This window comes from Gilliamella sp. ESL0443 (genome assembly GCF_019469165.1).
Classification (GTDB): Bacteria; Pseudomonadota; Gammaproteobacteria; order Enterobacterales; family Orbaceae; genus Gilliamella; species Gilliamella apicola_E.
In genome coordinates this window covers 280,720-304,455 of record NZ_CP048263.1, presented here as the reverse complement: position 1 = coordinate 304,455, position 23,736 = coordinate 280,720, and the positions used below count along the sequence as shown (strand labels likewise).

Below are 23,736 nucleotides of genomic sequence, written 5' to 3'. Positions count from 1 at the left end.
GTAAAAGTCCCCAATGGTTTAGAAGAAAGAAAGAAGTTTACAGAAATATTAAAAGGTATAATGAAATATAATGAGTGTATTAATAAAAAATAAAGGAATCTTTTTTATTCTAATAATGATATTAACTTTTTCTTGTCAAGGACAAGTTAAAAATGTTTATAGTAAACAAAAGATTCAAGATGAGAGCGAAGCTGATATTATTAAAAATAATATTTTTCATATTCAATTTGATAATGCAGGGGAACTCCATAAAAATTTAGTATCGGATCAACCTTATGATCATTTTATAATTCAAATAGAACAAGGAAATATAAAATTTAAAGAAAACTATAAATTATTAATTAGTAACTATGGTGATAGAAATGATTTAACATTTACTTTGACAAAAGTAAGTAAAAAAGAATATACCTTAGAAATTATACAAGAAACCAGACATTTAACAGTTGATAAATTCATTTTTGAAAAGGATAAAAACAACTTATTAGAATTAATATCTATGGAACAAATCCAATCAGGAAATACTATTCAAATCTGTAAATATAGTATGTCAAGAAAGAAAGGAAATGAAATTAATTTAATCATAAATTCAATTGATGATCCTAAATGTTTCAACGTCAAAAATAAATAATATTAAAAGTTAGATACATAAACAAATAATAAGTCTACAACCCAAAATGGAAAAAGGAGCAACCTCGCCGGACAATAAACAATCACAACCCAATCAACCCGAAAACAAGGTATTACAACCTCAAACCGATTCCTATTCAGCCAACCCCAATCAAATTGTCTATGATTTGTTACATTAATCTGATTTTCATATTAATGTAGCGGATGCCTATTTTGCAAAAAAAGTAAATGCCCCGAATAAACCTAATGAATATACCTATTTAAAATTAAATCAAGCCTCTTGGGGTGACAAAATTTATCTGGTTGCCAAATGTTACGATACTCCCCGAAAAGGTAAATTAGTGCTCAGTCTTAGGGAAATTGAAAATACCGATACTACCCAAAACCTGTATTCAAATAACCCAGTTCCTTTTTAGTCAATGGAGAAGAAAAAACAGAAATAGAATACACAGTAGAGGGCTCCATTACCTATACCAAGGAAATAGTAAAAACGTTGTTAAAGTTTCCAATAATAAAGAAGCGATCTATTTTCGCTGTGATATAGCTAATAACAACAAAGCGGATTATTTTATTTCTATTCATGCAGATGGCTTAACCAATTTTACTTCCGGCGCTCATGTTATCTATTATGAAGGAGATAAAAAAGGGCTAGAATTAGCTAATGATATTTTTAGTTGTTATACTGTTGTCAGTATAGGAAAGAAACACCCTGATGCTAGAAATAATGTAGGAGTTCTTGGGGGAAAAATCAAACGAAAGATAAAGTTTTAATCGAGCTTGGTTATATTACACACCCTAAAGATGCAAAAAGTATTTACGACAACATGAACTCAATAGCAGAGCAACTTGCTCAAGGGTTAGAAATCAACATTAAATAACATTTTTAGGAATAAAATGAAAAAATTACTAATGGTGTCAATGTTTTTTGGTGGCATTTTGGCATGTGTTCAACACATTGAAGCAAAAAAGATTTCCGAAGCTCCCCCTTCACATTCAGTACAAATTAAAGAATCCAATACACCGGAGGGTTTTCTACGGTATGAATATTATATCAATGGCAATAAAGCAGCGGATTATATAAAAACTTACTATACTAAAGGCGGTCAATTAGAATCTGTGTATTATATGTCATCATATAAACCAGACGGCATTTCTGCTCAAGGATTTTACCCAAATGGAAAACTAAAATTCATCCGCTATGTAAGAGATGAAGTTAAAAAAGGAGATGTATTATATGTTATTTATTATCCTAATGGACAAATAAATCTTATAGAAACAATAGTTACTGACTCTTTAGAATTACCCAAACTCACTACTATTTACTTTGAAAATGGCGTTAAGCAATATGAAGGGTTTATGGATATGTATAATGCTACCACAATACCTGTAGGATTATGGAAAACATACGATGAAAAAGGCGATTTAATCGAAACCACCTATTATCATCCTGATGAATTAGGCAAAGACTATAAAATCGTAACTCAATATAAGAATGGAAAAGTTGTTTCAAAGAAAATTTACAATTTTGATGATTTATATGAGACTGAGTTAAAAGAGCTTTTCACCATACCGAATAATACTTATTCAGTAAATATTTATAGTGAGTTGCCCTATACGAACGAGCTTTCTTTTGGTAAAGAAGAACTGATATCAACACATTTTCCTAAAAAATGGACAACCCAATTTTGGCAAGAAAAAGTGGAAAGGAATAACAGTAGGATACAACGTAATTATGATTCAGTATTTTTTTATTTGAGTAAATATTCAAATGATTATTTATATCCAGAATTATATTTAAACCCTCAATTAACAACTCTTAAAGACAGATTTTATGAATCTGAAATGAGTAATTTTTACTATGATAAACTATCACATTTTTTTGATAAAAATATTAAAAAAGATAATTATCTTTCACCAGTAAGCAAAATAAATATTAATGATAAAAATCTAAATCTATTTCTATTAACATCTTCTCATACAACACTTGAAGACAAGCCAGTTTATAATAGTGAATACGAGCCTTATAATTATTCTAGAATGGATTTAATCACAACAGATAGTACTAACACTATCGATAAATTAAATGTTTATTATTCTTTATCATGGGTAATTAATGGTTATAGAAAATTATTTTTTATAGATAAGAACAATATTATTCATATTAAATATTTTGAAGAAGATGAAGAGGATACGCATTTTATCCGTTATGAAAAATTCCAAATTTCGCCTGAAGGCAAATTTATTCGATATTACGACCAAAACGGATTTTTCCAAAATGAAGAAGAACAAGGATTAGTCGAAAATCATACCCGTGAAGGTTTGTGGGTTGAGAAGAAGCCAAATGGTTATTATACTTACCTTTATACTTACCTTGAAGCAAATTACCAAAAAGGGTTACCGATTGGAATTTGGAAGTTTTATAAATTAGATTACCAAGAGATGCCAGAAGGATCTGTTGATCTATCTTCTGCTAAAAAAGGCAAACTTTTGTACACAGAAACCTATAAAGACGGTGAGCTTATCGAACGAAAATTTGTGGATAATGAAATTGATGAAATGAAGTAATGATAGTATTTTAAACTGCTTTTTATTTTGCCTATCACCCTCATAATTATGAACGGTGATAAGTAAACAATAAATTAAAAAATATAAATAATTACTTAATCATCCTATAATGGAAAACTAAAGCCTTCATACAGAAAATATAAAATCCTCTAAAGATCAACCCAAACGAGTAGATTCTTATTCAGCCAATCCTAACCAAATTGTTTCTGATGTGTTACATCAATTTGATTTTGACATTATTGATTTATAAACAAATAGAGATGTATAGATATGAGATAAAGTGAAAAGTTGGCTCCTCCAACTGGACTTGAACCAGTGACATACGGATTAACAGTCCGCCGTTCTACCGACTGAACTATGGAGGAACACTTGACGGACAGAATATTAACTATCTATGACGATTATGTCAATCTATAAAACACTAATTAAGTTTAACTGCTCAGCTTGTAAGCAAATAGAGTGAATACTATGCTAAAATAGTACAGATTAATAAGTAGAGTAAAATTTATGAAAAAGAATATTTGTGTTTTTTGTGGTGCTAGTGAAGGGAATCGTCCAGAGTATCGTACAGCGGCTATGCAATTAGGCAAGGTTATTGCCAATCAAAATAGACGATTAATCTATGGCGGAGGCAATAAAGGATTAATGGGCATAATTGCTAATTCCGTTTTAGATCATGATGGTGAGGTTATTGGCATCATTCCAGAAAAATTAGTCAAAGCCGAAACTGCACACCTTGGTATTACTCGATTAGAAGTTGTTGAAAATATGCATCAACGTAAAGCAAGACTAACTGAACTTGCCGATGGATTTATTGCAATGCCAGGGGGAACGGGCACGTTAGAAGAGCTTTTTGAAGTTTGGACAGGGATGCAAATTGGTTATCATGAAAAACCCGTCGCACTATTTAATAGCCAATTTTGGCAACCTTTATTGAACTTCTTAAAGCACGCAGTACAAGAAAGTTTTATTCGAGAAAGTTTTTATCAAACATTAATTATCTCAGATACTGCTGATTCAATGTTAGAAAAAATGGACAACTTTATACCAAAAAACTTACAACGCTGGGTAAAAAAATAATTTAATATAAAAAAAACGCCATCAATTGATGGCGTTTTTAGTTGCATAATTATTATGCGATAGCTGTTGTTTGTGATTCAGGTTTCTTAATCAATGCGTAAGCAACACCTGCAATTACAGAGCCTGCAACGATTGATAATATATATCCACCAACAGGTTTAACTACGCCAGGGATTGCTAATGCAAATAAACCACCATGTGGCGTCATTAACGTTGAACCAAATGCTAATGCCATACCACCAGTGATTGCACCACCAACAATACAACAAGGGATAACACGTAACGGATCACGCGCTGCAAAAGGAATTGCCCCTTCAGAGATAAAGCATAAGCCTAAAACTAAAGACGCTTTACCACTCTCTTGTTCTGCTTTAGCAAATTTTTTACGAGCGATTAAAGTAGCTAATCCCATCGCTAATGGAGGAACCATTCCCCCCGCCATAACTGCAGCCATAGGCGCATAAACTTGTGAAGAAATCATACCAGTACCAAAAGCATAAGCAACTTTATTAATTGGTCCACCCATATCAGTACACATCATACCGCCTAATAATGCACCTAACATAACAGCATTAGCACCATTCATGGTATTTAGCCATACAGTAATAATTTTCATTAACCATGCGATTGGCGTACCAACAACAAATTGCATAACAAGACCAGTAATTAAAGTTGCAAGTAAAGGCACAATTAATATTGGTTTCAATGCTTCCATACTTTTTGGTAATGGTAAGTATTTTGTAATAGCTAATGCGACATAACCTGCAAAATAACCAATGATAATACCACCTAAGAATCCTGCACCAGTTGAAACTGCAAGTAAACCACCAACTAGGCCAGGAGCAAGCCCTGGTCTATCAGCAATTGAGTAAGCAATATAACCAGCAAGCAATGGAACCATTAACGAGAAGGCTAAACCACCAATTTGAGCTAAATGAGGTTCACCAACAAGCTCATTTACAAGAGTTTGTTTAACAACTTCTACGCCATTTTCAAGTACAGTAACTGTTTTTAATACCTCTTGGAACTGACCAAAAGCAAAAGAAAGCGCAATGATCAAACCACCTGCAACCACCATTGGCAACATGTAAGACACACCTGTTAGTAGATGTTGATAAAAGCCTTTCTTTTCATTGCTTGATGTTGCAACAGAAGTAGAACCAGACGGTTGATAAATTGTTGCTTCTTCAAATGCTTTATCTAATTCCTGAGCGGTCTTTTTAAGAGCTGGACCAGTTTTGGTACGATAAAGTTTTTTACCAGCAAATTTGCTTAAATCAACATCAATATCACATGCAGCTATAACTACATCAGCAGAAGCAATCTCTTCTGGTGTTAATTCATTTCCAACACCAACAGAACCACGAGTTTCTACTTTACACCACCAACCACGTTTTTTCGCTTCTTCTTCAATCGCTTCAGCTGCCATAAATGTATGAGCAACACCTGTTGGGCAAGCAGTTACCGCAACAATACGTTTTTGTCCACTGTTTGCCACAGAAGTGCTAGTATCACCAGTCGATTGTTCATAAACAGTTGCTTTACTTTGTGCATCATTTAAGATTTTTTTAGGATCAGCAAAAACATCATTTATATCATTAACAACATAAACTTTTTTGCCAATAACTGATTTGTCACTAATATTACCGCTACCAACCGAAATGATAGTATCGGCTGATGTTGCATTATCAATAATTTTAAAATTTAAAGAATTAGCAGCTAACGCTAATTCCGCTTTAGCTAATCGCCCATTAACTGGGCCTGAATTGCTACCTTCAACAATGTATATATTCATGAATACTCCTATCCAGCGATTATTTCAATTTTTTCCGACATGTTGGTAACCGCTTGACGGTCTGACACACCAACACCAGCTTGTTCAACAGATAAAGCGGCAACACTTGATGCAAATACTAGGGTGTCTTTGATTGATTTATTATTTAATAAACCATACATTAACCCACCGACCATTGAATCACCAGCACCAACAGTGCTAACCACTTTACATTTAGGTGGTTTGGCTAACCATGCTTCACGTTTAGTTACCCACAAAGCACCTTTGCTGCCAAGTGAAATTACTACGTTTTCTACCCCACCATCGATAAGTTCCATGGCTGCTGTTTTAATTTCTGATAATGTAGATAGTTTTCTGCCTACCCACATTTCCAGTTCTTTATCATTTGGTTTAATTAACCAAGGGTTGGCCTTAAGCCCTGCTACTAAAGCATCACGGCTACTATCAAAGACCACTTTAGGACAAATTGCTTTAACTTGTTTCATCCATTCTGTGAATTTTTCCAGCGATACTCCAGCAGGTAAACTACCACTAATGGCAACCATATCTATCTCTTTCAACCATTTTAAAGAATTGGAAACGAAAGTTTGCCAATCTTGATCGTTAATCGTGAAACCTGAAAAATTTAGGTCAGTGACTTCACTATTTTCTTCAGTGAGTTTAACGTTAATTCGGGTACGACCATCAACGGTCTGGAATTTATCATCAACATTCAGAGATTTAAAAAGTAAATTAAAACCATCACGATTCTCTTTACCTAAAAATCCACCCACGGTTAATTGAATACCAAGATCAGATAATACTTTGGCAACATTGATACCTTTACCCGCAGCAAGCAAAGCATTAGTTTGAACTAAGTTAACATCACCAAGCTCAACTTTTGGGCAAAAACCTAATAGATCATAAGCAGGATTTAAAGTGATCGTTGCAACACGATAAGTCATGATTAAGCACCCTCTCCTAAACCACTTTCAATTGCTTTACCGATTGCATCTAATACTTGTTCTGCATCATTACCAACAGCAGTGAATTGTAAACGGCTACCTTTTTTCGCACCTAGCGCAACAATTTTCATTAAACTAGTTGCACTAACTGGCTCGTTTTTACCATCTAGATTAGCTACCGTCACTTTGCTATTGAACTCTTTAACTAATTTGACAAGAACTGATGATGGGCGAGTGTGTAAGCCATTTTCATTTGGAATAACAAATACTCGGCTTAATTCCTCACCATTAGCACCACTGTTTGATGAATCATTAGGTGTTACATTTTCTGATGTTTCAGATGATACAGAATGATCCCCTGATAGGAGTAGATTATTAAAATCATCACTTTTTGCAGAAATTAATAATGCTAATTTTTGGTTATAAGCTAATGATGCAATGTTATTCACGATAGCTGTAACTGAATCATCAACAGCTGAAATAGTAATAAGAAGCTTAACTGGTTTGCCATCTTGATTAAGATCATTCACCGTACGGCTAATAGCAATCGCATTTTTTAAATTGCCTTCGCGGCTGTCACTTAACCATACCCCATTACCTAAATAACTTGGTTTATTATCAAGTACGTTCGTAATAAAGCTGACATTAACCGCATCGTGTTGTTTTAAACGTGAAGCATTTAAAGCTTGTAATGTAGTTAAGCTATCAGCTTGTATATCCAATAATAATGAGGATTCATCAATTACAAATTGACTATCTTCTACACTTTCTTTGCCAGTTAAAATAGCTAAAGCTTCATCGGCAGTTTGGATTTTTTTGATTCGCTCTTCAACACCATCAGCACCAAGTACATGAGTTAATTGGCGAAGTAATTCTAAATGCTCATCAGAACTCGCAGCGATACCAATAGCTAGATAAGCTTTTTCGCCATCATCACCCCACTCTACGCCTTGAGGAAAACAAAAAACTTGAACCCCAGTTTTTTTAACTAAGTGGCGAGTTTTAGGTGTGCCATGAGGTATAGCAATACCAATACCTAAATAAGTTGCAGCTTGACTTTCACGTTCAAGCATACCATCAACGTAGCCTTCTTCAACATAACCAGCGCTAGTTAATGCGGCTGCAATCTTTTTAATTGCCTCACTTTTGTTGGTTGCTTGTTCATTTAAATGGATATCTTCTTTAACTAAATGAAACATATAATAAATACCTCTGGGTTATAATATTGGATGTACTAAAAACAACTCAGCAATCCCATAATCGTTATTGAATCATGATTGAATCGTTTCAGCGATAATGAATATAAACGTCCTAATTATCAAATAAATTATATCTATTAATTCCTAAAATGTGATCTAGATCAGCTTTTTGAGTAAATCTTTTTAGCTCTATGACGATTTAATTTGACTTTTTAGCAATTTTTCTCGACTCAGGCTACCTCGATAAATTAAACGTCGCGGTATGACTGTTGTTCCTGGTTGATAGTTCTTTTTATGCAAACTATTTAATAATAATTCAATGGTTACTTCTGATACTGATTTATGATCTTGAGATAACGCAATCAATTTACACGGTAAAAAATCGAGTAACTCATTATCACCAAAGGTGGCAATTGTTAGATTATCCGGTAAACGACCAAACTTTTTCAGAATTGCATCAATGGTGCCTTGTAATAAAGAAAAAGAAGTGGAAAAAATGCCGTTTGGTAAATCATTATTTGCCAACCATTGACTAAAAGTAACCTCTGCATCGCGACGACTATAATTATTTGCACACAAAAAATCAACTTTATTGCTATGATTTAGAGCAACTTCCTTAAAACCCTCCATTCGTAGCTGGCTAACAGACAAGTTAGGTAATGCACCAATATAAGCGACTGTTCCATCAACAAATTGATTAAAAGCTTGAGCTAGCATTTTAGAATCTTCTTTGTCAGATCCAACAACATTCCTAAATTCAGATGTTGAGAGTGTTCTGTCTAATGCAAACAAAGGAGTATCACTATTTTGCCAACCGTTGTAAAACGCATAATCAGAATCATTAACAAACGATGAAGAAATGACTAAAGCATCTACACGGCGTTGTTTTAAATGTTTTACACACTCTTTTTCAATTTCCGGATTATCTTCAGAACAAGAAAGCAATAATTGATAGCCTTCTTTTCTTAACAACTGCTCTAAGTAACTTGCAATTCGGGTATAACTTATATTTTCAAAGTCTGGAATGATGATACCAATAGTACGTGTTTTCCCCGCTCTTAGACCTGCTGCTACAGCATTGGGTTGGTAATTATATTCTTTCACTACTGCCATCACTTTAGCAATGGTTTTATCACTAACTCGGTAGTGTTTAGCTTTACCATTTATTACATAGCTGGCTGTCGTTCTTGAAACGCCAGCTAACAGTGCAATTTGTTCTAATTTCATGAATATATCTCAATAAAAAAATTCATCAGTTATTTAAACTGAACACAAATTAAATGTAAACAAAACTTATCATTTAAACTTAACGAATTATAAGAAAAAAAGGATTTAGTGTGAATCTAAACCCTTTTAGTTAAAAAATCTTTTATTAATAATAAATAGCAATGTTTTGGTTATGAATAGTTTCTATTTTTACTGGCGTATCAAATATATCTTCTAAAATAGTTGAATTCATAATTTCTTTTGGACTACCTTGATAAACAAGTTGGCCATCTTTCATGGCTAAAATATAATCAGAATAAACTGAGGCAAAATTGATATCATGGATAACAATAACAATCGTTTTACCGAGCTCATCGGCCGCTCGGCGTAACTGTTTCATCATCGAAACTGCGTGTTTCATATCAAGATTGTTTAGCGGTTCATCAAGCAAAACATACTCAGTATCTTGACAAAGCACCATAGCAACATAAGCACGTTGTCGTTGCCCGCCAGAAAGTTCATCTAAAAACCGATCTTTATACTCAGTTAAATTTAAGAATTCCAGTGCTCGATGGATATGTGCTAAGTCATCTTTATTTAATCGCCCTTTTGAATAAGGATAACGTCCAAATCCTACTAATTCAAAAACAGTTAATCTGCTAGTAAAACGGTTTTCTTGCCTCAATACCGATAAGTAGGTGGCAAGTTTATCACTTGGCGTATTAACCACGTCCATACTTTGTATTTTTACTTGTCCTTCATCAGCCAGTAATAGACGGCTAATAATTGATAATAATGTCGATTTACCTGCACCATTAGGACCTATGATAGCTGTCACTCCACCTTGTGATATGGTCGCATTCACATTTTTTAATACAGATATGGTTTGATATTTTTTACTAATATTATCAATTTCTATCACATTGGAACCTTTTTCAATAATAAGAAGATAAACAGCGAACCACCAATAAACTCAATTACAATAGATAATGCACCAACCATGTTTAAAACATGCTCTAAAAACATTTGCCCACCAACAAGGAAAATAATTCCTAATAAAAATGCGGTTGGCAATAAAAAGCGATGTTGGCTGGAACCACTAATACTGTAAGCTAAATTTGCAATAAGTAAGCCTAAAAACGTAAATGGGCCAACTAATGCGGTCGATATTGAAACTAATACCGAAACTAATAATAAAATAATGGTGACACTTTTTTGATAATCGATACCAAGATTAATCGCATTATCACGACCTAATGCTAGTACATCAAACCGAAAACGCATTCGCCATAAAAATAGACCAATTATGCTGGAAATAACTAATGAAAAGACAATTAGTACGGGTTCAGCTCGAGTAAATGTTGCAAAAATTCGACTTTGTAATACAGCAAATTCAGTCGGTGTCATTAGACGTTGTAATAAATTAGAAAAACTACGGAACAGCGTTCCTAGAATAATCCCAATTAATAAAACTAAATGAAGATTTTGTTTAAGTTTGTTAAATAATCCTCGATACAAAAATAGAGAAAATAAAATTAATAGTAATGACTCAAAGATAAATTTACCGACAATACCAATATAAGGGATACCTTGGGCATCAATAAAAAATATTACCACTGTTTGAATCAACACAAACAGTGATTCAAACCCCATTATTGAAGGTGTTAAAATTCGATTATTCGTAACAGTTTGGAAAAGTAATGTTGAAGTTGCTGCCGAAAAGGCGACTAAAATCATCGTTAATACAATCCAAGTCCGGTGTGTCAAAATGTAGCTGATATTGCCTTTTAAATTAAATGTCATGAAAAAAACAACACAAAGCACGGCAATACCAAGTAATAACCATACTGTTTTTCGGCTAGAAATATGGCGTTTTTGATTAACTAGCATGACGTTTTTTACTCAACAATACTAAAAAAATAATAGCCCCTACTACACCAAGAATGACACTGGCTGGTATTTCAAATGGATAACGGATAACGCGTCCAATAATATCACATAGCAAAACAAGCCCACTGCCTAATAAACAGATCCAAGGAATCGTTTTTCTAACATTATCACCAAATAATAAACTGACAATATTGGGAACAATCAGTCCTAAAAATGGCAATACACCAACCACCACAACGACTATTCCACCTATCAAAGCAATCACAACAAGACCAATTAACATGACTCGATTATAATTAAGCCCAACATTAACCGAAAAGTCTCTACCTAAACCGGCAACAGTGAACCGATCTGCACTCCAACAAGCAAGTAGAGTAATACCTCCAACTAACCATAATAACTCATAACGACCTTGCAAGATTCCGGAAAAGTCTCCTGACTCCCAACCACCAAGTGATTGTAATAGGTCAAAATACATCGCAAAAAAAGTACAAATGGCACTAATTACCGCACCAAGCATAATCCCAATAAGAGGCACCATCAGGGCAGATTTATAAATAATTTTGCGAGAAATGAACATAAATAACATAGTGCCCGCCATAGCAAATAAGCTGGCAACCACCATTTTCATCATCACACTTGCACCAGGCGCAAGCACCATCATCACTAATAAACCAAGACTAGCCGACTGAGTTGTACCTACTAACGACGGTTCCACAAAACGATTTTGGGTAAGGAGTTGCATAATTAAACCAGCAACACTCATCGCGCTGCCAGCTAATAATAATGCCACTGTTCTAGGTACTCGACTAACAAAAAAGATTTGTCGCATATTACTGTCAGACCATAAATCAGCTAACGTAACATGCCCAGCACCAATAAAAAGGCTTAATGCAGCCATTGCGAATAAAAAAACAATGCCTGCAATAAAGTAAACCGTTTTAGACATGATTTATATTAATTTGCTGATGATTTTTGTAAAACATCACTTATTTGATCCATCAAACGACTATAAGTTTGAATACCACCAGAGATATACATAGAAGTAGAATCTAAATAAACAATATGGTTTTGTTGCCATGCATCGGTTTTTTGAATTAATTCGTTATTTAAAACCTGTTGTGCTGATTGTGCTTCTTTATTACCAATTGCGTTATCTCTATCAAGCACAAATATCCATTGTGGATTAACACTTAATACAAATTCAGAAGTTACTGCATTACCATGACGTCCTGCTTCTTGGAATGTTGTTGCAGGTTGAAAACCTAATACATCAAAAATAAAACCAAAACGTGATTTAGGACCATAAGCAGACATTTTTCCGCCATTAACCATAATCACTAAAGCCGTTCCAGCAGTGCTAGTTTTTGATTTTAAGCTATCAATTTTCTGATTAAAATCAGCAATTAGTTTTTTAGCTTCTGCTTGTTTACCAAAAATATTACCTAACTGCTCAGTACGCTGCGTCAAACTAGCCACAAAATTATTAGGATCAATATCAAGCGAAATTGTCGGCGCAATATCACTTAATTTTTTATATACATCAGTGGCACGACCACCTGCAATAATCACATCAGGTTGTAATGAACTTAATACTTCATAATTTGGTTCAAATAATGTACCGACATTGGTATAAGTTTTATCAGCATATTTAGATAAGAATTCGGGAAAATGCACATCAGATTGAGGAACTGCTGTAACGGGAATATTTAATGCATCAATAATATCAAGTGTTGCAGTATTAAATACGACTACTTTTTTCGGATTTTCAGGAACCTCTGTTTTACCTTGAGCATGTTCAACAACAATTGATGTTTTATTAGCGGCAGGTGCTTCTTTTTTATCATCACAACCAACCAAAGCAAATAAAGCGGTTAGTAATACTAAAAATTTAAATTTGATAGATGAAAACATTGTAACTCCTAATTATTAGCTTAGTTCAAAAGCGCGTAAATGATAAATAGAATGATTATCATTTAGACTGAATTGTAACTAAAAATAAATAAGTGTTCAATGAACTTTGATAAACAAAAAAATCATTAATTAATAAGCTTATAAAAACATCAGCCAATAATATTAAATTAAAGGCTGATTATTGATCAATTCTACGTCAATTAATAATTGGAATCTTCGGATAATTCTTTAAGCTTTCTGGTTAACGTATTTCGTCCCCAACCTAAAAGGTTGGCAGCATCTTGTTTGTGACCACGAGTAAAATTAAGTGCGCATTTCAATAAAATTCGTTCAACTTCACTAACGGTTTGTGTCAATATCCCTGTTTGGCCCGCTAATAATGCTTGCTTAGCCCACTGTTCGAGCATCGTTTTCCAATCTGTTAACGGCTGAGGATGGGTATTAATGTCATAATTAACAGATGTAGCAGGCACCGATAACTGTAATAGTTCTGGAGGTAAATCTTGAACAAAAATTTCATTATTTGACGACATTACAGTCACCCAACGACAAACATTTTCCAATTGCCTAACATTGCCCGGCCAATTAAACATACATAATAAATTAAGCGCTTCAGGACTCAGCACTTTACTTTCGACGCCTAACTCTTTGGCAGTAGTACGTAAAAAATGTTCAGCCAGTTTTGGAATATCTTGTGCTCTATCTCGTAATGGCGGTAATAAAATACGAATAACATTTAAGCGATGGAATAAATCTTCTCTAAACTTACCTTCTCTTACTCTCGCTTGAAGATCTTGATGGGTTGCGGCAATAATACGAACATCAACTTTAACCGGTGAATAACCACCGATTCGATAAAATTGACCATCGGCAAGCACTCTTAATAATCGCGTCTGCACATCTAACGGCATATCGCCAATTTCATCTAAAAATAGCGTACCACCGTTGGCTTGCTCAAAACGACCATGCCTTATTTGGGCAGCACCAGTGAATGCGCCTTTTTCATGACCAAACAATTCAGATTCAATTAAATCTTTTGGAATGGCAGCCATATTCAGTGCAATAAAAGGTGACTGAGAACGTGGACTATGGGTGTGCAATGCTTTAGCAACTAACTCCTTACCCGTTCCTGATTCGCCGTTAATCAGCACACTAATAGATGATTTTGAAAGTCGCCCAATAATACGAAACACTTCCTGCATTGATGGAGCTTCACCGATAATACCAGTAGAAGCTTTACTGCTAGAGGGACTGCTCGGTTTATTGCTTTGAGTTTGTAAAATAGCTCGTTCCACCAGTTGAATAACTTCATCAACATCAAAAGGCTTAGGAATATAATCATAAGCACCTTTTTGGTAAGCATTAACAGCGGCATCAAGATCGGAATGCGCCGTCATAATAATCACAGGCAAATTGGGCATTTGCTCTTTAATATAATTAAGTAAAGATAAGCCATCAATTCCAGGCATTTTTATGTCAGATAATATGACGGCTGGCTTTTGTGGGTGATTAACTAAAGCATCAATCACATCTTGACCACTTGAAAAACTGATGCAATTAAAATGAGCATTAGTAAGTGCTTTTTCTAACACCCATCTAATCGAACTATCATCATCAACAATCCAAACATTCATTTCAATTAACCTCATTGTTTGATGGGCAGATAGATAGAAAACTCTGTGTGGCCTGGCCAACTATTAAACTCAATTTTTCCATGGTGCTGATCGATAATATTATGAGCAATCGACAAACCGATACCATTACCACCTTCATAACCACTTACCATCGGATAAAACAACGTATCTTGAATATGCACTGGAACGCCAGGTCCATTATCTTCAATATCGATGCGAGCACAAAGTCGGTAACGCTGACCATGCAAAGTAACCTGAAATGCCGTTCGCGTTCTTATTATGATAGAGCCTGTTTTCGAACCAATCGCTTGTATCGCATTACGAATGATATTTAAAACTACCTGTTCAATCTGTTCAGAGTCATGTACTAATTCAGGCAAGCTAGGATCATAATCACGTATAATCGTTACGTTTGACGGCTTTTCTAAACTTAAAAGCGCATAAATTCGCTCAATAGCTTGGTGAATATTCTGCTGTTTTTGTTGTAAACGTTGTTGTGGGCCTAATAACCTATCAACAAGATTCCTTAATCTATCTGCTTGTTCAATAATAATTTGTGTATAGTCTTGCAACTCATTTTTAGGCAGTTCACGTGATAATAGCTGCGCTGCACCTCTAAGCCCACCTAATGGGTTTTTAATTTCATGGGCAAGTCCGCGGACTAGCTCACGTGCTGCATTTTGTTGAGCTTGTTGTAATTGTTCTTGGCTTAGTTTTTTATGGCTATTAAGTGGTGCCATTTCGATCAAAATATGGCCATTAGCAAGCAGTTGTGCCGTCAATGATAAAATATGTAGTTCATTATTTATCACTAAATTTACTTCACTATCGGTAAAACCTTGGTTTTGATCTAAGGCATTTTGCATTAAATCAAGGTCTAACGAAAAATACCCTAACAAATCAGGAAGACAACTTTCTAATATTTTTTTAGAACTTTGGGCTAGTAATTGTTGTGCCGCAGTATTGGCATAAAGAATATTGAGCTTTTTATCAAGTAATAAAATATTGGTTATCATAGAGTCGAGAACAAGATTCGCATCAGATTCATTATCAAATGTCATCGTAAGCACTCCGTTCTCATTAGATACCACCGCCAAACAGCGGTGGTTAAAACTTCAAATAATAAAATAATGACTTATAGGCTATAATACAATTCAAATTCAACCGGATGCGGAGTCATGCGTACACGATCAACATCTTGGCGTTTTAAATCGATATAAGCATCGATAGTGTCATTAGTAAACACATTACCACGGGTTAAGAATTCACGATCCGCATCTAAAGCATTTAACGCTTCTTCAAGTGAACCTGCAACTTGTGGAATTAATTTAGACTCTTCTGGTGGTAAGTCATATAAGTTTTTATCCATCGCATCGCCCGGATGAATCTTATTGATAATACCATCTAAACCAGCCATTAACTGTGCAGCAAATGATAAGTATGGGTTACCAGCTGGATCTGGGAAACGAACTTCAATACGACGAGCCTTAGGACTAGTAACAACAGGGATACGAATTGATGCAGAACGGTTACGAGCAGAATATGCAAGCATAACAGGTGCTTCATAACCCGGTACTAAACGTTTATAAGAGTTAGTTGCTGGATTAGCAAAAGCATTAATTGCTTTAGCGTGTTTGATAATACCACCGATATAGAATAAAGCCATTTCAGAAAGGCCAGCATATTTATCACCAGCAAAAAGGTTCACACCATCTTTAGCAAGTGATTGATGGCAGTGCATACCAGAACCATTATCACCAAACATTGGTTTTGGCATAAATGTCGCGGTTTTACCATAAGCATGTGCAACATTTTGTACTACATATTTATAGATTTGCACTTCGTCAGCTTTTTTAGTTAATGTATTGAAACGGCAAGCAATCTCATTTTGACCAGCAGTTGCAACTTCATGGTGATGAGCTTCAACAACTAAACCTAGTTGCTCCATAATTAAACACATTTCAGAACGGATATCTTGTGATGAATCAACAGGAGGAAGCGGGAAATAACCACCTTTAACACCTGGACGGTGACCTTTGTTACCTTCTTCGTATTTAGTACCTGAGTTCCAAGCAGCTTCAATATCATCAATATGAACAAAACTACCTGACATCGGCGTTCCAAAACGCACATCATCAAATAGGAAGAATTCTGGTTCTGGTCCAAAAATAACAGTATCAGCAATGCCTGACGATTTTAAAAACTCTTCAGCGCGTTTAGCAATTGAGCGCGGGTCACGATCATAGCCTTGTAATGTTGCTGGCTCTAAAACGTCACAACGAATATTCAATGTCACATCTTCAAAAAATGGGTCAATCACGGCACTAGATGCATCTGGCATTAACACCATATCTGATTCGTTAATCCCCTTCCAACCTGCAATTGAAGAGCCATCAAACATCTTACCATCTTCAAAAAAATCTGCGTCAATTTGACTAACAGGAATGGTAACGTGTTGTTCTTTACCTTTAGTATCAGTAAAACGTAAATCAACAAATTTAACATCGTTTTCTTTTATTAGTGTAAAAACTTTTTGTGTAGACATGTAGCTTCTCCATTGAGGACATATAAAATAAATGTTCAGTTCAAAGGCATATTTGCCTATTTATTAAATTATATGCAAATTTGATGCCAATTTTTTAACCACTATTTTTGAACGGTTTTTATTGGTTAGATAATAGCAAAAATTAACATTAATGCACCAAAATAATGCACAAAGCACCAAAATAATGCACCAAAATGTAACATACTGCTACTTGCGTTACATTTTGGTGCCATTAATGAAAAGTGAATTTGCTAACTCTTTTGAATGATCTACGATTCTTTTCGATAACCTTTTATTATTAAATAAAAGGTTGTTTTATCCCAATCCTTTTTTAGGGTTTCTTCCGAAATAAATGTAGCCTCATATAATACATTATCTTTTGGATTGACAATTGCTACTGGTTTTAGTTGTTCCCAATAACAACATACGAATTTCAAATCGCCCATTCCCATAGTCTTAATTAAATATTCATGAGCTTGCTTAGCATATTTACCTTCAACTTTATAAATAACCTCAATAGGCCATGTTTGCCCATAGTCGGTTGTCCTACACTTTTCATATTGAAAAAAATCAGGGGCATTTGGATCAATTTCATGGAAAAAGTCTCGACAAGTTAGATTCGGATCAAACCCTAATGAACTAGATTGACTATCTTCCTTTAGTTCCTCTAGGCTTAGTATTTCGTCAGTATTAAGATTATTTGATTCTGCTAATGCTGACGAAATTAAAGTAACGAAAATGAATGGCAACAAAATAAATCTTTTAAATAACATAGTTTCAATCCTTAAAACTTTTAAATCTTATTAGCTTAAAATAAGATTTCTCCCTTTAGGTCTATATTTCAGTAGACAATATCGTTATAATCTTAACCTATTTTTAATAATAATAGGTAATCATAAAAGTATGGACTTTGTTACACTCGAAATTATACCTTTTATCCAAAATCACCTTTTACTTTCATTAGGTTGGATTGTGTTATTCGTTGCAATCATTGTAATGACCGTGAAAAGTAAATTATCAAAAGTGAAAATAATTAATAACGCGCAAGCAATTAGTATGATCAACAAAGAAAACGCAGTTATTGTCGATATTCGCTCAGCAGATAGTTTCAAAAAAGGGCATATTACTGAATCTCACAACATTTTACCCGTTGACATTAAAAATGCTAGCGCAAAAACCATTGAAAAATTTAAAGAAGATATTATCATCGTGGTTGATGATAATGGTTTAACATCAGCAAGCATTGGTGAAGTATTAGTCAAACAGGGCTTTTTGCATGTATTTACATTAAAAGATGGTATTGCTGGATGGAACGGCGAAAACTTACCATTAGTTAGAAAATAATATAATATTAAAATAAGGTTTTATCATGACAGAACAAAACAATACACCTGAAACACAATTTGCTATTCAACGCATTTATACCAAAGATGTTTCATTTGAAACAAACAACGTTCCAGAAATTTTCACAAAACAATGGCAACCAGAAATGAATTTAGAACTAAATTCATCATCACAAGCGTTGAGTGAAGGTGTGCATGAAGTTTCTTTACGTGTCACAGTAACCGTAAAACAACAAGAAGAAGTTGTATATATTTGTGAAGTGACTCAGTCAGGTATTTTCTCGCTTATCGGATTTGACGATGCTCAAATTCAACATTGTGTAGGTGCTTATTGTCCTAATATTTTATTCCCTTATGCGCGTGAAGTTATTTCAAGCTTAGTAAATAAAGGAACTTTCCCACAACTTAATTTAGAACCTGTAAATTTTGAAGCTTTATTCATTAGCTATTTGCAACAGCAAGAAGCTAAAACCGAATCGACTGAAACTTTACAGTAATTACTAGTTAATAAAGTCTATGTTTATGAATAAAAATGCAGCAGTGACAGTGATTGGCGCAGGTTCTTATGGAACCTCGCTGGCTATATTACTGGCACGAAATGGTCACTCAACCTTATTATGGGGACATAACCCAGATAAGATGGCTATTTTGCAACATGATAGACAAAATAGACAATTTTTACCGGATATTTCTTTTCCTGACCAACTTCAAGTTGAAGCGGATCTTAAAACTGCCGTTTCAGCTTCACCAATTTTATTAATTGTTGTTCCAAGCCACGCATTTGGTAGCATTCTTAAACAAATCAAGCCATTTTTAAGAAAAGATAGCAAAATTGTTTGGGCAACCAAAGGACTTGAAGTCGATACCGGTCGACTATTACAAGATGTTGCCAGAGAAGTATTGGGTGATAAAATCCCATTAGCGGTTATTTCAGGCCCTACTTTCGCTAAAGAAGTTGCATCAGGCTTACCAACAGCAGTAACAGTTGCCTCAACCGATGATCAATTTTTAACTGAACTCCAAAATTTATTTCACTGTAGTAAATCATTCCGTGTTTATAGCAGTAAAGACTTTATTGGCGTTCAACTTGGTGGCGCGGTAAAAAATGTTATTGCAATTGGTGCTGGTTTGTCCGATGGGCTGGGTTTTGGTGCTAATGCGAGAACAGCTTTAATAACCCGCGGACTTGCCGAAATGATGCGATTAGGCGAAGCGCTTGGTGCCGATCCTGCCACGTTTATGGGGATGGCTGGTTTAGGCGATTTGGTACTTACTTGTACAGATAATCAGTCCCGAAATCGTCGATTTGGTATTTTATTAGGTCAAAACAAATCCATTCAAGAAGCACAAGATATTATTGCTCAAGTGGTTGAGGGTTGCCGAAATACTAAAGAAGTTTGGGCATTAGCTCAAAAATATCATGTTGATATGCCTATCACAGAACAAATCTATAAAGTGCTTTACGAACATAAAGATCCAAAACTTGCAGCCATGTCATTATTGGGTCGCTCACAAAAACAAGAATTAAAAAGCGAGTCTTAGATCTTTAAAAACCCCGCTCCTCAACTTTTTTTATTTAATGAATGGTCTGTTACTGGGTTTAATAAAAACATTACTAGCACCGATTTAAGATCTCAAAAACCCCGCTCCTCAACTTTTTTTGATATGTCGTGGTTTTTGGGAGGGCGTTTTAAACACTCATTCCTAGGCCCTTTTCCTTGGCTTTCTGGTAAATATCATAACCAACATAGACATCTAATACTGCCGTTCCCACACTTTTAAATAACGTGATTTGTTGATCGTTTTGGCGACATTTTTGTGGATCAATAACTAAATCACCTAATTCATAAAAATCTTGTTTTGTAACTAAATGTTGATTAATTGGATCGATAATATCACCCGCCTCAGCAAATACACCATCTTTGGTATCAAGTACGCGAATATCAGCATTTTTAACAATATTACTTGGTATTTCGTGCATTTCTGGCGTGTAAGCACCTACTCCATTGATATGTGTTCCTGGTTTAACCAAATCGCCATTGAATGTCACAACTTTTGATGTAGTGACAGAGGTAATGATATCTGCTTGGCAAATATCTTCATCTAGATCGTTCGAAAAATAGAGGTTAGCGGAGAAATGAGCGAATCGTTTCTTCATCTCTTCAGTAAATTGCTTGCCTTTATTGACATCAAGCCCAAAGATCGCCACATCAGTCAATTGACGGACGGTTAACATCGCTTCTAACTGTGAAGCAGCTTGTCCACCAGTACCAATTAATACAGCACGTTTAGCATCTTTTCTGGCTAATAAATCGGTAGCTGCTCCTTGTACCGCGCCTGTGCGTAATTGGGTCACAAATGTGCCATCTAACATCGCACAAACTTCGCCTGTTAACGGATCGATCATAAACACTTGCGCGGGAACAGATGGCTTACCAAGTTTCGGGTTATCAGGAAAAACCGAGACAATTTTCAAACCAACCACATCATTTTCTTTTATATGAGCAGGCATAATCAAACATTGCCCTTTTTGCATGTCAAAGTTGATGCGTAATGGAACTTCACTATTACCTTGAGTATAGATTTTCAGTGCTTGTTTATCCGCTGCAACAGCATCTTTCATAGTATAGAATTGTTGAATATCTTGGGCAGTTAAAATTAACATTTCGATTCCTTATTTAATATTTATTTTCATATTATTTATTATCCATTATTTAATCTTACCAACAAAAAAATAAATACTCTTGTTTAATATCAATATAAATAGATAATTTTCGCTTTCTTGTATATTTAATTTATTTTCATTATTATTACAAAGTACAATTTTGTACGGAAATTGAGAAATCAGATGTTATTTAAAATATTAAAGTTTTTTCTAAAAATTTTATTTCATGTAAAGATTCAAGGGAATCTCAATAATTTAAAACAAGACAGATTACTTATCACACCTAATCATGTTTCCTTCCTAGACGGCATTTTAATCGGCGTATTTTTACCAGTTAAACCAGTATTTGCTATCTACGCAGGCTACATTGATCATTGGCTAGTCCGTTTAGCCAAACGTTACGTTGATTTTGTGCCAATGGATCCATTAAGTCCAATGGCGATTAAAAGGTTAGTTCGTGAAATTGAAAAAGGACGACCAATTGTTATTTTCCCGGAAGGTCGAATTACCATAACCGGCTCATTAATGAAGATTTATGACGGTGCAGCATTTGTTGCTGCTCGTTCTCAAGCAACGATTGTACCTGTCTGGATTGAAGGTGCAGAATTTACGTTAACTAGCCGTTTAAAAGGCTTATTTAAACGTCATCTATTTCCTAAAATTACAATTCATGTATTGGAACCAACATCAATCCCAATGCCTGATGCACCAAAAGCAAGTGAACGACGATATATTGCTGGTGAAAAATTACATCAAATTATGATGAATGCCAGAATGGCAAGTCGACCAAAATTGACACTTTTTGAAGCATTGCTCGAAGCTCAAGTTCGTTATGGGGTAAAATCGCGAATGGTTCAAGATCCTACCACTCACGAAGCTTCCTATCGAAACTTGCTTAAGCAAATTATCGGTGTTAGCTGCATAATTTCTAAGATTACCAAACAAAAAGAAAGAGTTGGTTTATTGCTCCCTAATGCAACGATTACTGTTGCAACTATTTTTGGTCTATCAGTCAAAAATCGTATTCCAGCCATGCTTAATTATACAGCAGGAACTAAAGGGTTAACCTGTGCAATTACTGCGGCTGAAATAAAAACGATCATTACTTCACGCAAATTTATTCAAAAAGGTAAGCTTGATTATCTATTAGAAGAAATTAAGGACGTAAATTGGTATTTCCTTGAGGACTTGCGTAGTAGTTTGACTTTTGTTGATAAACTTTATGTTGCACTTCATCAATACATTCCACGTTTAGTGAAACGACAACAATCAAGTGATGACGAAGCTTTAGTGTTATTTACATCAGGCTCAGAAGGCAATCCTAAAGGTGTAGTGCACAGCCATGGTAGTTTATTGGCAAATGTTGAACAGATTCGTACCGTTATCGATCCGACACCGGCTGACCGTTTTATGTCCGCATTGCCATTATTCCATGCTTTTGGTATTACTGCCGGCTTATTTTTACCGTTGTTTTCTGGAAGTCGTACCTTTTTATATCCGAACCCATTACATTATCGTATGGTGCCAGAAATCATTTATGATCAAAACTGTACCGTGCTATTTGGCACACCAACATTTTTAGCCAATTATGCTCGCTACGCTCATCCTTATGATTTTATGCGATTACGTTATGTGGTTGCCGGTGCTGAAAAACTTTCCGATGCGGTGCGTGAGCAATGGAAAGATAAATATGGCATTCGAATCTTAGAAGGTTATGGCGTAACCGAATGTGCACCAGTTGTTGCCCTTAATGTGCCAATGGCATTTAAAGCAGGAACTGTTGGTCGGCTATTGCCAGGTATGCAATCAAGATTAATACCTATCCCAGGGATTGGCGGGGAATTACAGCTTAAAGGACCTAACGTAATGAAAGGTTATTTACGAGTTGAAAAACCCGGTGTACTTGAAGAGCCTGTTGCCGTTGATGAAAATGGTAATGCAGAAAAAGGCTGGTATGATACTGGCGATATCGTAGATATTGATAAAGATGAGTTTTTGACAATTAAAGGGCGACTGAAACGCTTTGCTAAAATTGCGGGCGAAATGGTTTCACTGGAAAGTGTTGAAGCGCTAGCTAGAAAAGTTGATCCTGATGCCATGCATGGCGCTACAGTAAAAGCTGACGCAGCTAAAGGTGAAGCGCTTGTGCTATTTACTACTTCAACTACATTAACTCGAGAACAGCTTAATCAGGCAGCACAAGATTTAGGTATTCCTGCATTAGCCATTCCTAGAGATATTCGTGTGGTTAAAGAATTACCATTGCTTGGTACTGGCAAAATCGATTTTATTACGCTACGCAAAATGGCTGATGAAAATGAATAATAGC

The 23,736-nt window shown here is 35.0% G+C and carries 21 protein-coding genes and 1 tRNA gene; 8 read left to right on the top strand and 14 right to left on the bottom strand.

Annotation, left to right across the window (positions count from 1 at the left end; translation table 11 throughout):
- Positions 1-70: 70 nt before the first annotated feature.
- From GYM76_RS01440 to GYM76_RS01425, 3 genes are all read left to right on the top strand, one after another.
- Positions 71-628 carry a hypothetical protein gene (locus GYM76_RS01440; protein ID WP_220225639.1) on the top strand — a complete coding sequence of 186 codons (558 nt, stop codon included), beginning with the start codon at positions 71-73 and terminating at the stop codon, positions 626-628.
- A gap of 359 nt (positions 629-987) precedes the next feature.
- The gene (locus GYM76_RS01435) at positions 988-1,398 is read left to right on the top strand and encodes an N-acetylmuramoyl-L-alanine amidase (protein WP_220225638.1); all 411 of its coding nucleotides are present in this window, start codon (positions 988-990) and stop codon (positions 1,396-1,398) included.
- Between the two features lie 123 nt (positions 1,399-1,521).
- Positions 1,522-3,192, top strand: coding sequence for a toxin-antitoxin system YwqK family antitoxin (locus GYM76_RS01425; protein ID WP_220225637.1), 1,671 nt, complete (start codon positions 1,522-1,524; stop codon positions 3,190-3,192).
- Between the two features lie 289 nt (positions 3,193-3,481).
- On the opposite strand, the gene GYM76_RS01420 is transcribed toward GYM76_RS01425, so the two are convergent.
- A tRNA-Asn gene (locus GYM76_RS01420) sits at positions 3,482-3,557 on the bottom strand.
- A 142-nt stretch (positions 3,558-3,699) separates the two neighbouring features.
- On the opposite strand from GYM76_RS01420, the gene GYM76_RS01415 reads away from it, so the two are divergent.
- Positions 3,700-4,272, top strand: a complete 573-nt coding sequence (locus tag GYM76_RS01415) for a TIGR00730 family Rossman fold protein (protein WP_220225636.1) — start codon at positions 3,700-3,702, stop codon at positions 4,270-4,272.
- 52 nt (positions 4,273-4,324) lie between these two features.
- On the opposite strand, the gene fruA is transcribed toward GYM76_RS01415, so the two are convergent.
- From fruA to GYM76_RS01355, 12 genes are all read right to left on the bottom strand, one after another.
- On the bottom strand, positions 4,325-6,067 hold the full coding sequence (gene fruA / locus GYM76_RS01410; protein WP_220225635.1) for a PTS fructose transporter subunit IIBC: 1,743 nt from the start codon (positions 6,065-6,067) through the stop codon (positions 4,325-4,327).
- Positions 6,068-6,075: 8 nt separating this feature from the next.
- On the bottom strand, positions 6,076-7,011 hold the full coding sequence (gene fruK, locus GYM76_RS01405) for a 1-phosphofructokinase (protein WP_220225634.1): 936 nt from the start codon (positions 7,009-7,011) through the stop codon (positions 6,076-6,078).
- 2 nt (positions 7,012-7,013) lie between these two features.
- Positions 7,014-8,210: a fused PTS fructose transporter subunit IIA/HPr protein gene (gene fruB, locus GYM76_RS01400; RefSeq protein ID WP_220225633.1), complete on the bottom strand. Its 1,197-nt coding sequence runs from the start codon at positions 8,208-8,210 to the stop codon at positions 7,014-7,016.
- Between the two features lie 189 nt (positions 8,211-8,399).
- The gene (cra, locus tag GYM76_RS01395; RefSeq protein ID WP_220225632.1) at positions 8,400-9,437 is read right to left on the bottom strand and encodes a catabolite repressor/activator; all 1,038 of its coding nucleotides are present in this window, start codon (positions 9,435-9,437) and stop codon (positions 8,400-8,402) included.
- 145 nt (positions 9,438-9,582) lie between these two features.
- Entirely contained in the window at positions 9,583-10,338 is a 756-nt protein-coding gene (locus GYM76_RS01390; RefSeq protein ID WP_220225631.1) for an ABC transporter ATP-binding protein, read from the bottom strand.
- A complete protein-coding gene (locus tag GYM76_RS01385) occupies positions 10,335-11,306 on the bottom strand; it encodes an iron chelate uptake ABC transporter family permease subunit (RefSeq protein WP_065735126.1) in 972 nt (323 codons plus the stop codon). The genes GYM76_RS01390 and GYM76_RS01385 overlap by 4 nt, the downstream gene beginning before the upstream one ends.
- Positions 11,296-12,255, bottom strand: coding sequence for an ABC transporter permease (locus tag GYM76_RS01380; RefSeq protein ID WP_220225630.1), 960 nt, complete (start codon positions 12,253-12,255; stop codon positions 11,296-11,298). Before GYM76_RS01380 ends, GYM76_RS01385 begins: the two co-directional genes overlap by 11 nt.
- A gap of 8 nt (positions 12,256-12,263) precedes the next feature.
- Positions 12,264-13,220, bottom strand: coding sequence for a siderophore ABC transporter substrate-binding protein (locus tag GYM76_RS01375; RefSeq protein ID WP_220225629.1), 957 nt, complete (start codon positions 13,218-13,220; stop codon positions 12,264-12,266).
- Between the two features lie 200 nt (positions 13,221-13,420).
- On the bottom strand, positions 13,421-14,854 hold the full coding sequence (glnG, locus tag GYM76_RS01370; protein WP_220225628.1) for a nitrogen regulation protein NR(I): 1,434 nt from the start codon (positions 14,852-14,854) through the stop codon (positions 13,421-13,423).
- A gap of 11 nt (positions 14,855-14,865) precedes the next feature.
- On the bottom strand, positions 14,866-15,915 hold the full coding sequence (glnL, locus tag GYM76_RS01365) for a nitrogen regulation protein NR(II) (protein WP_065563710.1): 1,050 nt from the start codon (positions 15,913-15,915) through the stop codon (positions 14,866-14,868).
- Between the two features lie 74 nt (positions 15,916-15,989).
- Entirely contained in the window at positions 15,990-17,399 is a 1,410-nt protein-coding gene (glnA, locus tag GYM76_RS01360; protein WP_065563711.1) for a glutamate--ammonia ligase, read from the bottom strand.
- 269 nt (positions 17,400-17,668) lie between these two features.
- The gene (locus GYM76_RS01355; protein WP_065563712.1) at positions 17,669-18,172 is read right to left on the bottom strand and encodes a DUF4952 domain-containing protein; all 504 of its coding nucleotides are present in this window, start codon (positions 18,170-18,172) and stop codon (positions 17,669-17,671) included.
- Between the two features lie 130 nt (positions 18,173-18,302).
- Here GYM76_RS01355 and GYM76_RS01350 point away from each other — a divergent pair, with 130 nt between their 5' ends.
- From GYM76_RS01350 to gpsA, 3 genes are read left to right on the top strand one after another with little or no spacing between them, the layout of a single operon-like run.
- Complete coding sequence (locus GYM76_RS01350; protein WP_065735119.1) at positions 18,303-18,743, top strand: rhodanese-like domain-containing protein; 441 nt, start codon at positions 18,303-18,305, stop codon at positions 18,741-18,743.
- 25 nt (positions 18,744-18,768) lie between these two features.
- Positions 18,769-19,239 carry a protein-export chaperone SecB gene (gene secB / locus GYM76_RS01345; protein WP_065563714.1) on the top strand — a complete coding sequence of 157 codons (471 nt, stop codon included), beginning with the start codon at positions 18,769-18,771 and terminating at the stop codon, positions 19,237-19,239.
- Positions 19,240-19,264: 25 nt separating this feature from the next.
- Positions 19,265-20,284, top strand: a complete 1,020-nt coding sequence (gene gpsA, locus GYM76_RS01340) for an NAD(P)H-dependent glycerol-3-phosphate dehydrogenase (RefSeq protein WP_065735117.1) — start codon at positions 19,265-19,267, stop codon at positions 20,282-20,284.
- A 148-nt stretch (positions 20,285-20,432) separates the two neighbouring features.
- Here gpsA and GYM76_RS01335 read toward each other — a convergent pair whose 3' ends face one another.
- Entirely contained in the window at positions 20,433-21,407 is a 975-nt protein-coding gene (locus tag GYM76_RS01335; protein WP_220225627.1) for a hypothetical protein, read from the bottom strand.
- 183 nt (positions 21,408-21,590) lie between these two features.
- Between GYM76_RS01335 and aas the strand changes: the two genes are divergently transcribed.
- Positions 21,591-23,732, top strand: a complete 2,142-nt coding sequence (aas, locus tag GYM76_RS01330; RefSeq protein WP_220225626.1) for a bifunctional acyl-ACP--phospholipid O-acyltransferase/long-chain-fatty-acid--ACP ligase — start codon at positions 21,591-21,593, stop codon at positions 23,730-23,732.
- The last annotated feature ends 4 nt before the right edge of the window (positions 23,733-23,736 follow it).

What these genes read in the sequence shown, in the direction of transcription:
- GYM76_RS01440 (WP_220225639.1), top strand. Translation starts at nt 71, where the DNA reads ATGAGTGTATTAATAAAAAATAAAGGAATCTTTTTTATTCTAATAATG.
- GYM76_RS01425 (WP_220225637.1), top strand. Translation starts at nt 1,522, where the DNA reads ATGAAAAAATTACTAATGGTGTCAATGTTTTTTGGTGGCATTTTGGCA.
- GYM76_RS01415 (WP_220225636.1), top strand. Translation starts at nt 3,700, where the DNA reads ATGAAAAAGAATATTTGTGTTTTTTGTGGTGCTAGTGAAGGGAATCGT.
- fruA (WP_220225635.1), bottom strand. Translation starts at nt 6,067, where the DNA reads ATGAATATATACATTGTTGAAGGTAGCAATTCAGGCCCAGTTAATGGG.
- fruK (WP_220225634.1), bottom strand. Translation starts at nt 7,011, where the DNA reads ATGACTTATCGTGTTGCAACGATCACTTTAAATCCTGCTTATGATCTA.
- fruB (WP_220225633.1), bottom strand. Translation starts at nt 8,210, where the DNA reads ATGTTTCATTTAGTTAAAGAAGATATCCATTTAAATGAACAAGCAACC.
- cra (WP_220225632.1), bottom strand. Translation starts at nt 9,437, where the DNA reads ATGAAATTAGAACAAATTGCACTGTTAGCTGGCGTTTCAAGAACGACA.
- GYM76_RS01385 (WP_065735126.1), bottom strand. Translation starts at nt 11,306, where the DNA reads ATGCTAGTTAATCAAAAACGCCATATTTCTAGCCGAAAAACAGTATGG.
- GYM76_RS01380 (WP_220225630.1), bottom strand. Translation starts at nt 12,255, where the DNA reads ATGTCTAAAACGGTTTACTTTATTGCAGGCATTGTTTTTTTATTCGCA.
- GYM76_RS01375 (WP_220225629.1), bottom strand. Translation starts at nt 13,220, where the DNA reads ATGTTTTCATCTATCAAATTTAAATTTTTAGTATTACTAACCGCTTTA.
- glnG (WP_220225628.1), bottom strand. Translation starts at nt 14,854, where the DNA reads ATGAATGTTTGGATTGTTGATGATGATAGTTCGATTAGATGGGTGTTA.
- glnL (WP_065563710.1), bottom strand. Translation starts at nt 15,915, where the DNA reads ATGACATTTGATAATGAATCTGATGCGAATCTTGTTCTCGACTCTATG.
- glnA (WP_065563711.1), bottom strand. Translation starts at nt 17,399, where the DNA reads ATGTCTACACAAAAAGTTTTTACACTAATAAAAGAAAACGATGTTAAA.
- GYM76_RS01355 (WP_065563712.1), bottom strand. Translation starts at nt 18,172, where the DNA reads ATGTTATTTAAAAGATTTATTTTGTTGCCATTCATTTTCGTTACTTTA.
- GYM76_RS01350 (WP_065735119.1), top strand. Translation starts at nt 18,303, where the DNA reads ATGGACTTTGTTACACTCGAAATTATACCTTTTATCCAAAATCACCTT.
- secB (WP_065563714.1), top strand. Translation starts at nt 18,769, where the DNA reads ATGACAGAACAAAACAATACACCTGAAACACAATTTGCTATTCAACGC.
- gpsA (WP_065735117.1), top strand. Translation starts at nt 19,265, where the DNA reads ATGAATAAAAATGCAGCAGTGACAGTGATTGGCGCAGGTTCTTATGGA.
- GYM76_RS01335 (WP_220225627.1), bottom strand. Translation starts at nt 21,407, where the DNA reads ATGTTAATTTTAACTGCCCAAGATATTCAACAATTCTATACTATGAAA.
- aas (WP_220225626.1), top strand. Translation starts at nt 21,591, where the DNA reads ATGTTATTTAAAATATTAAAGTTTTTTCTAAAAATTTTATTTCATGTA.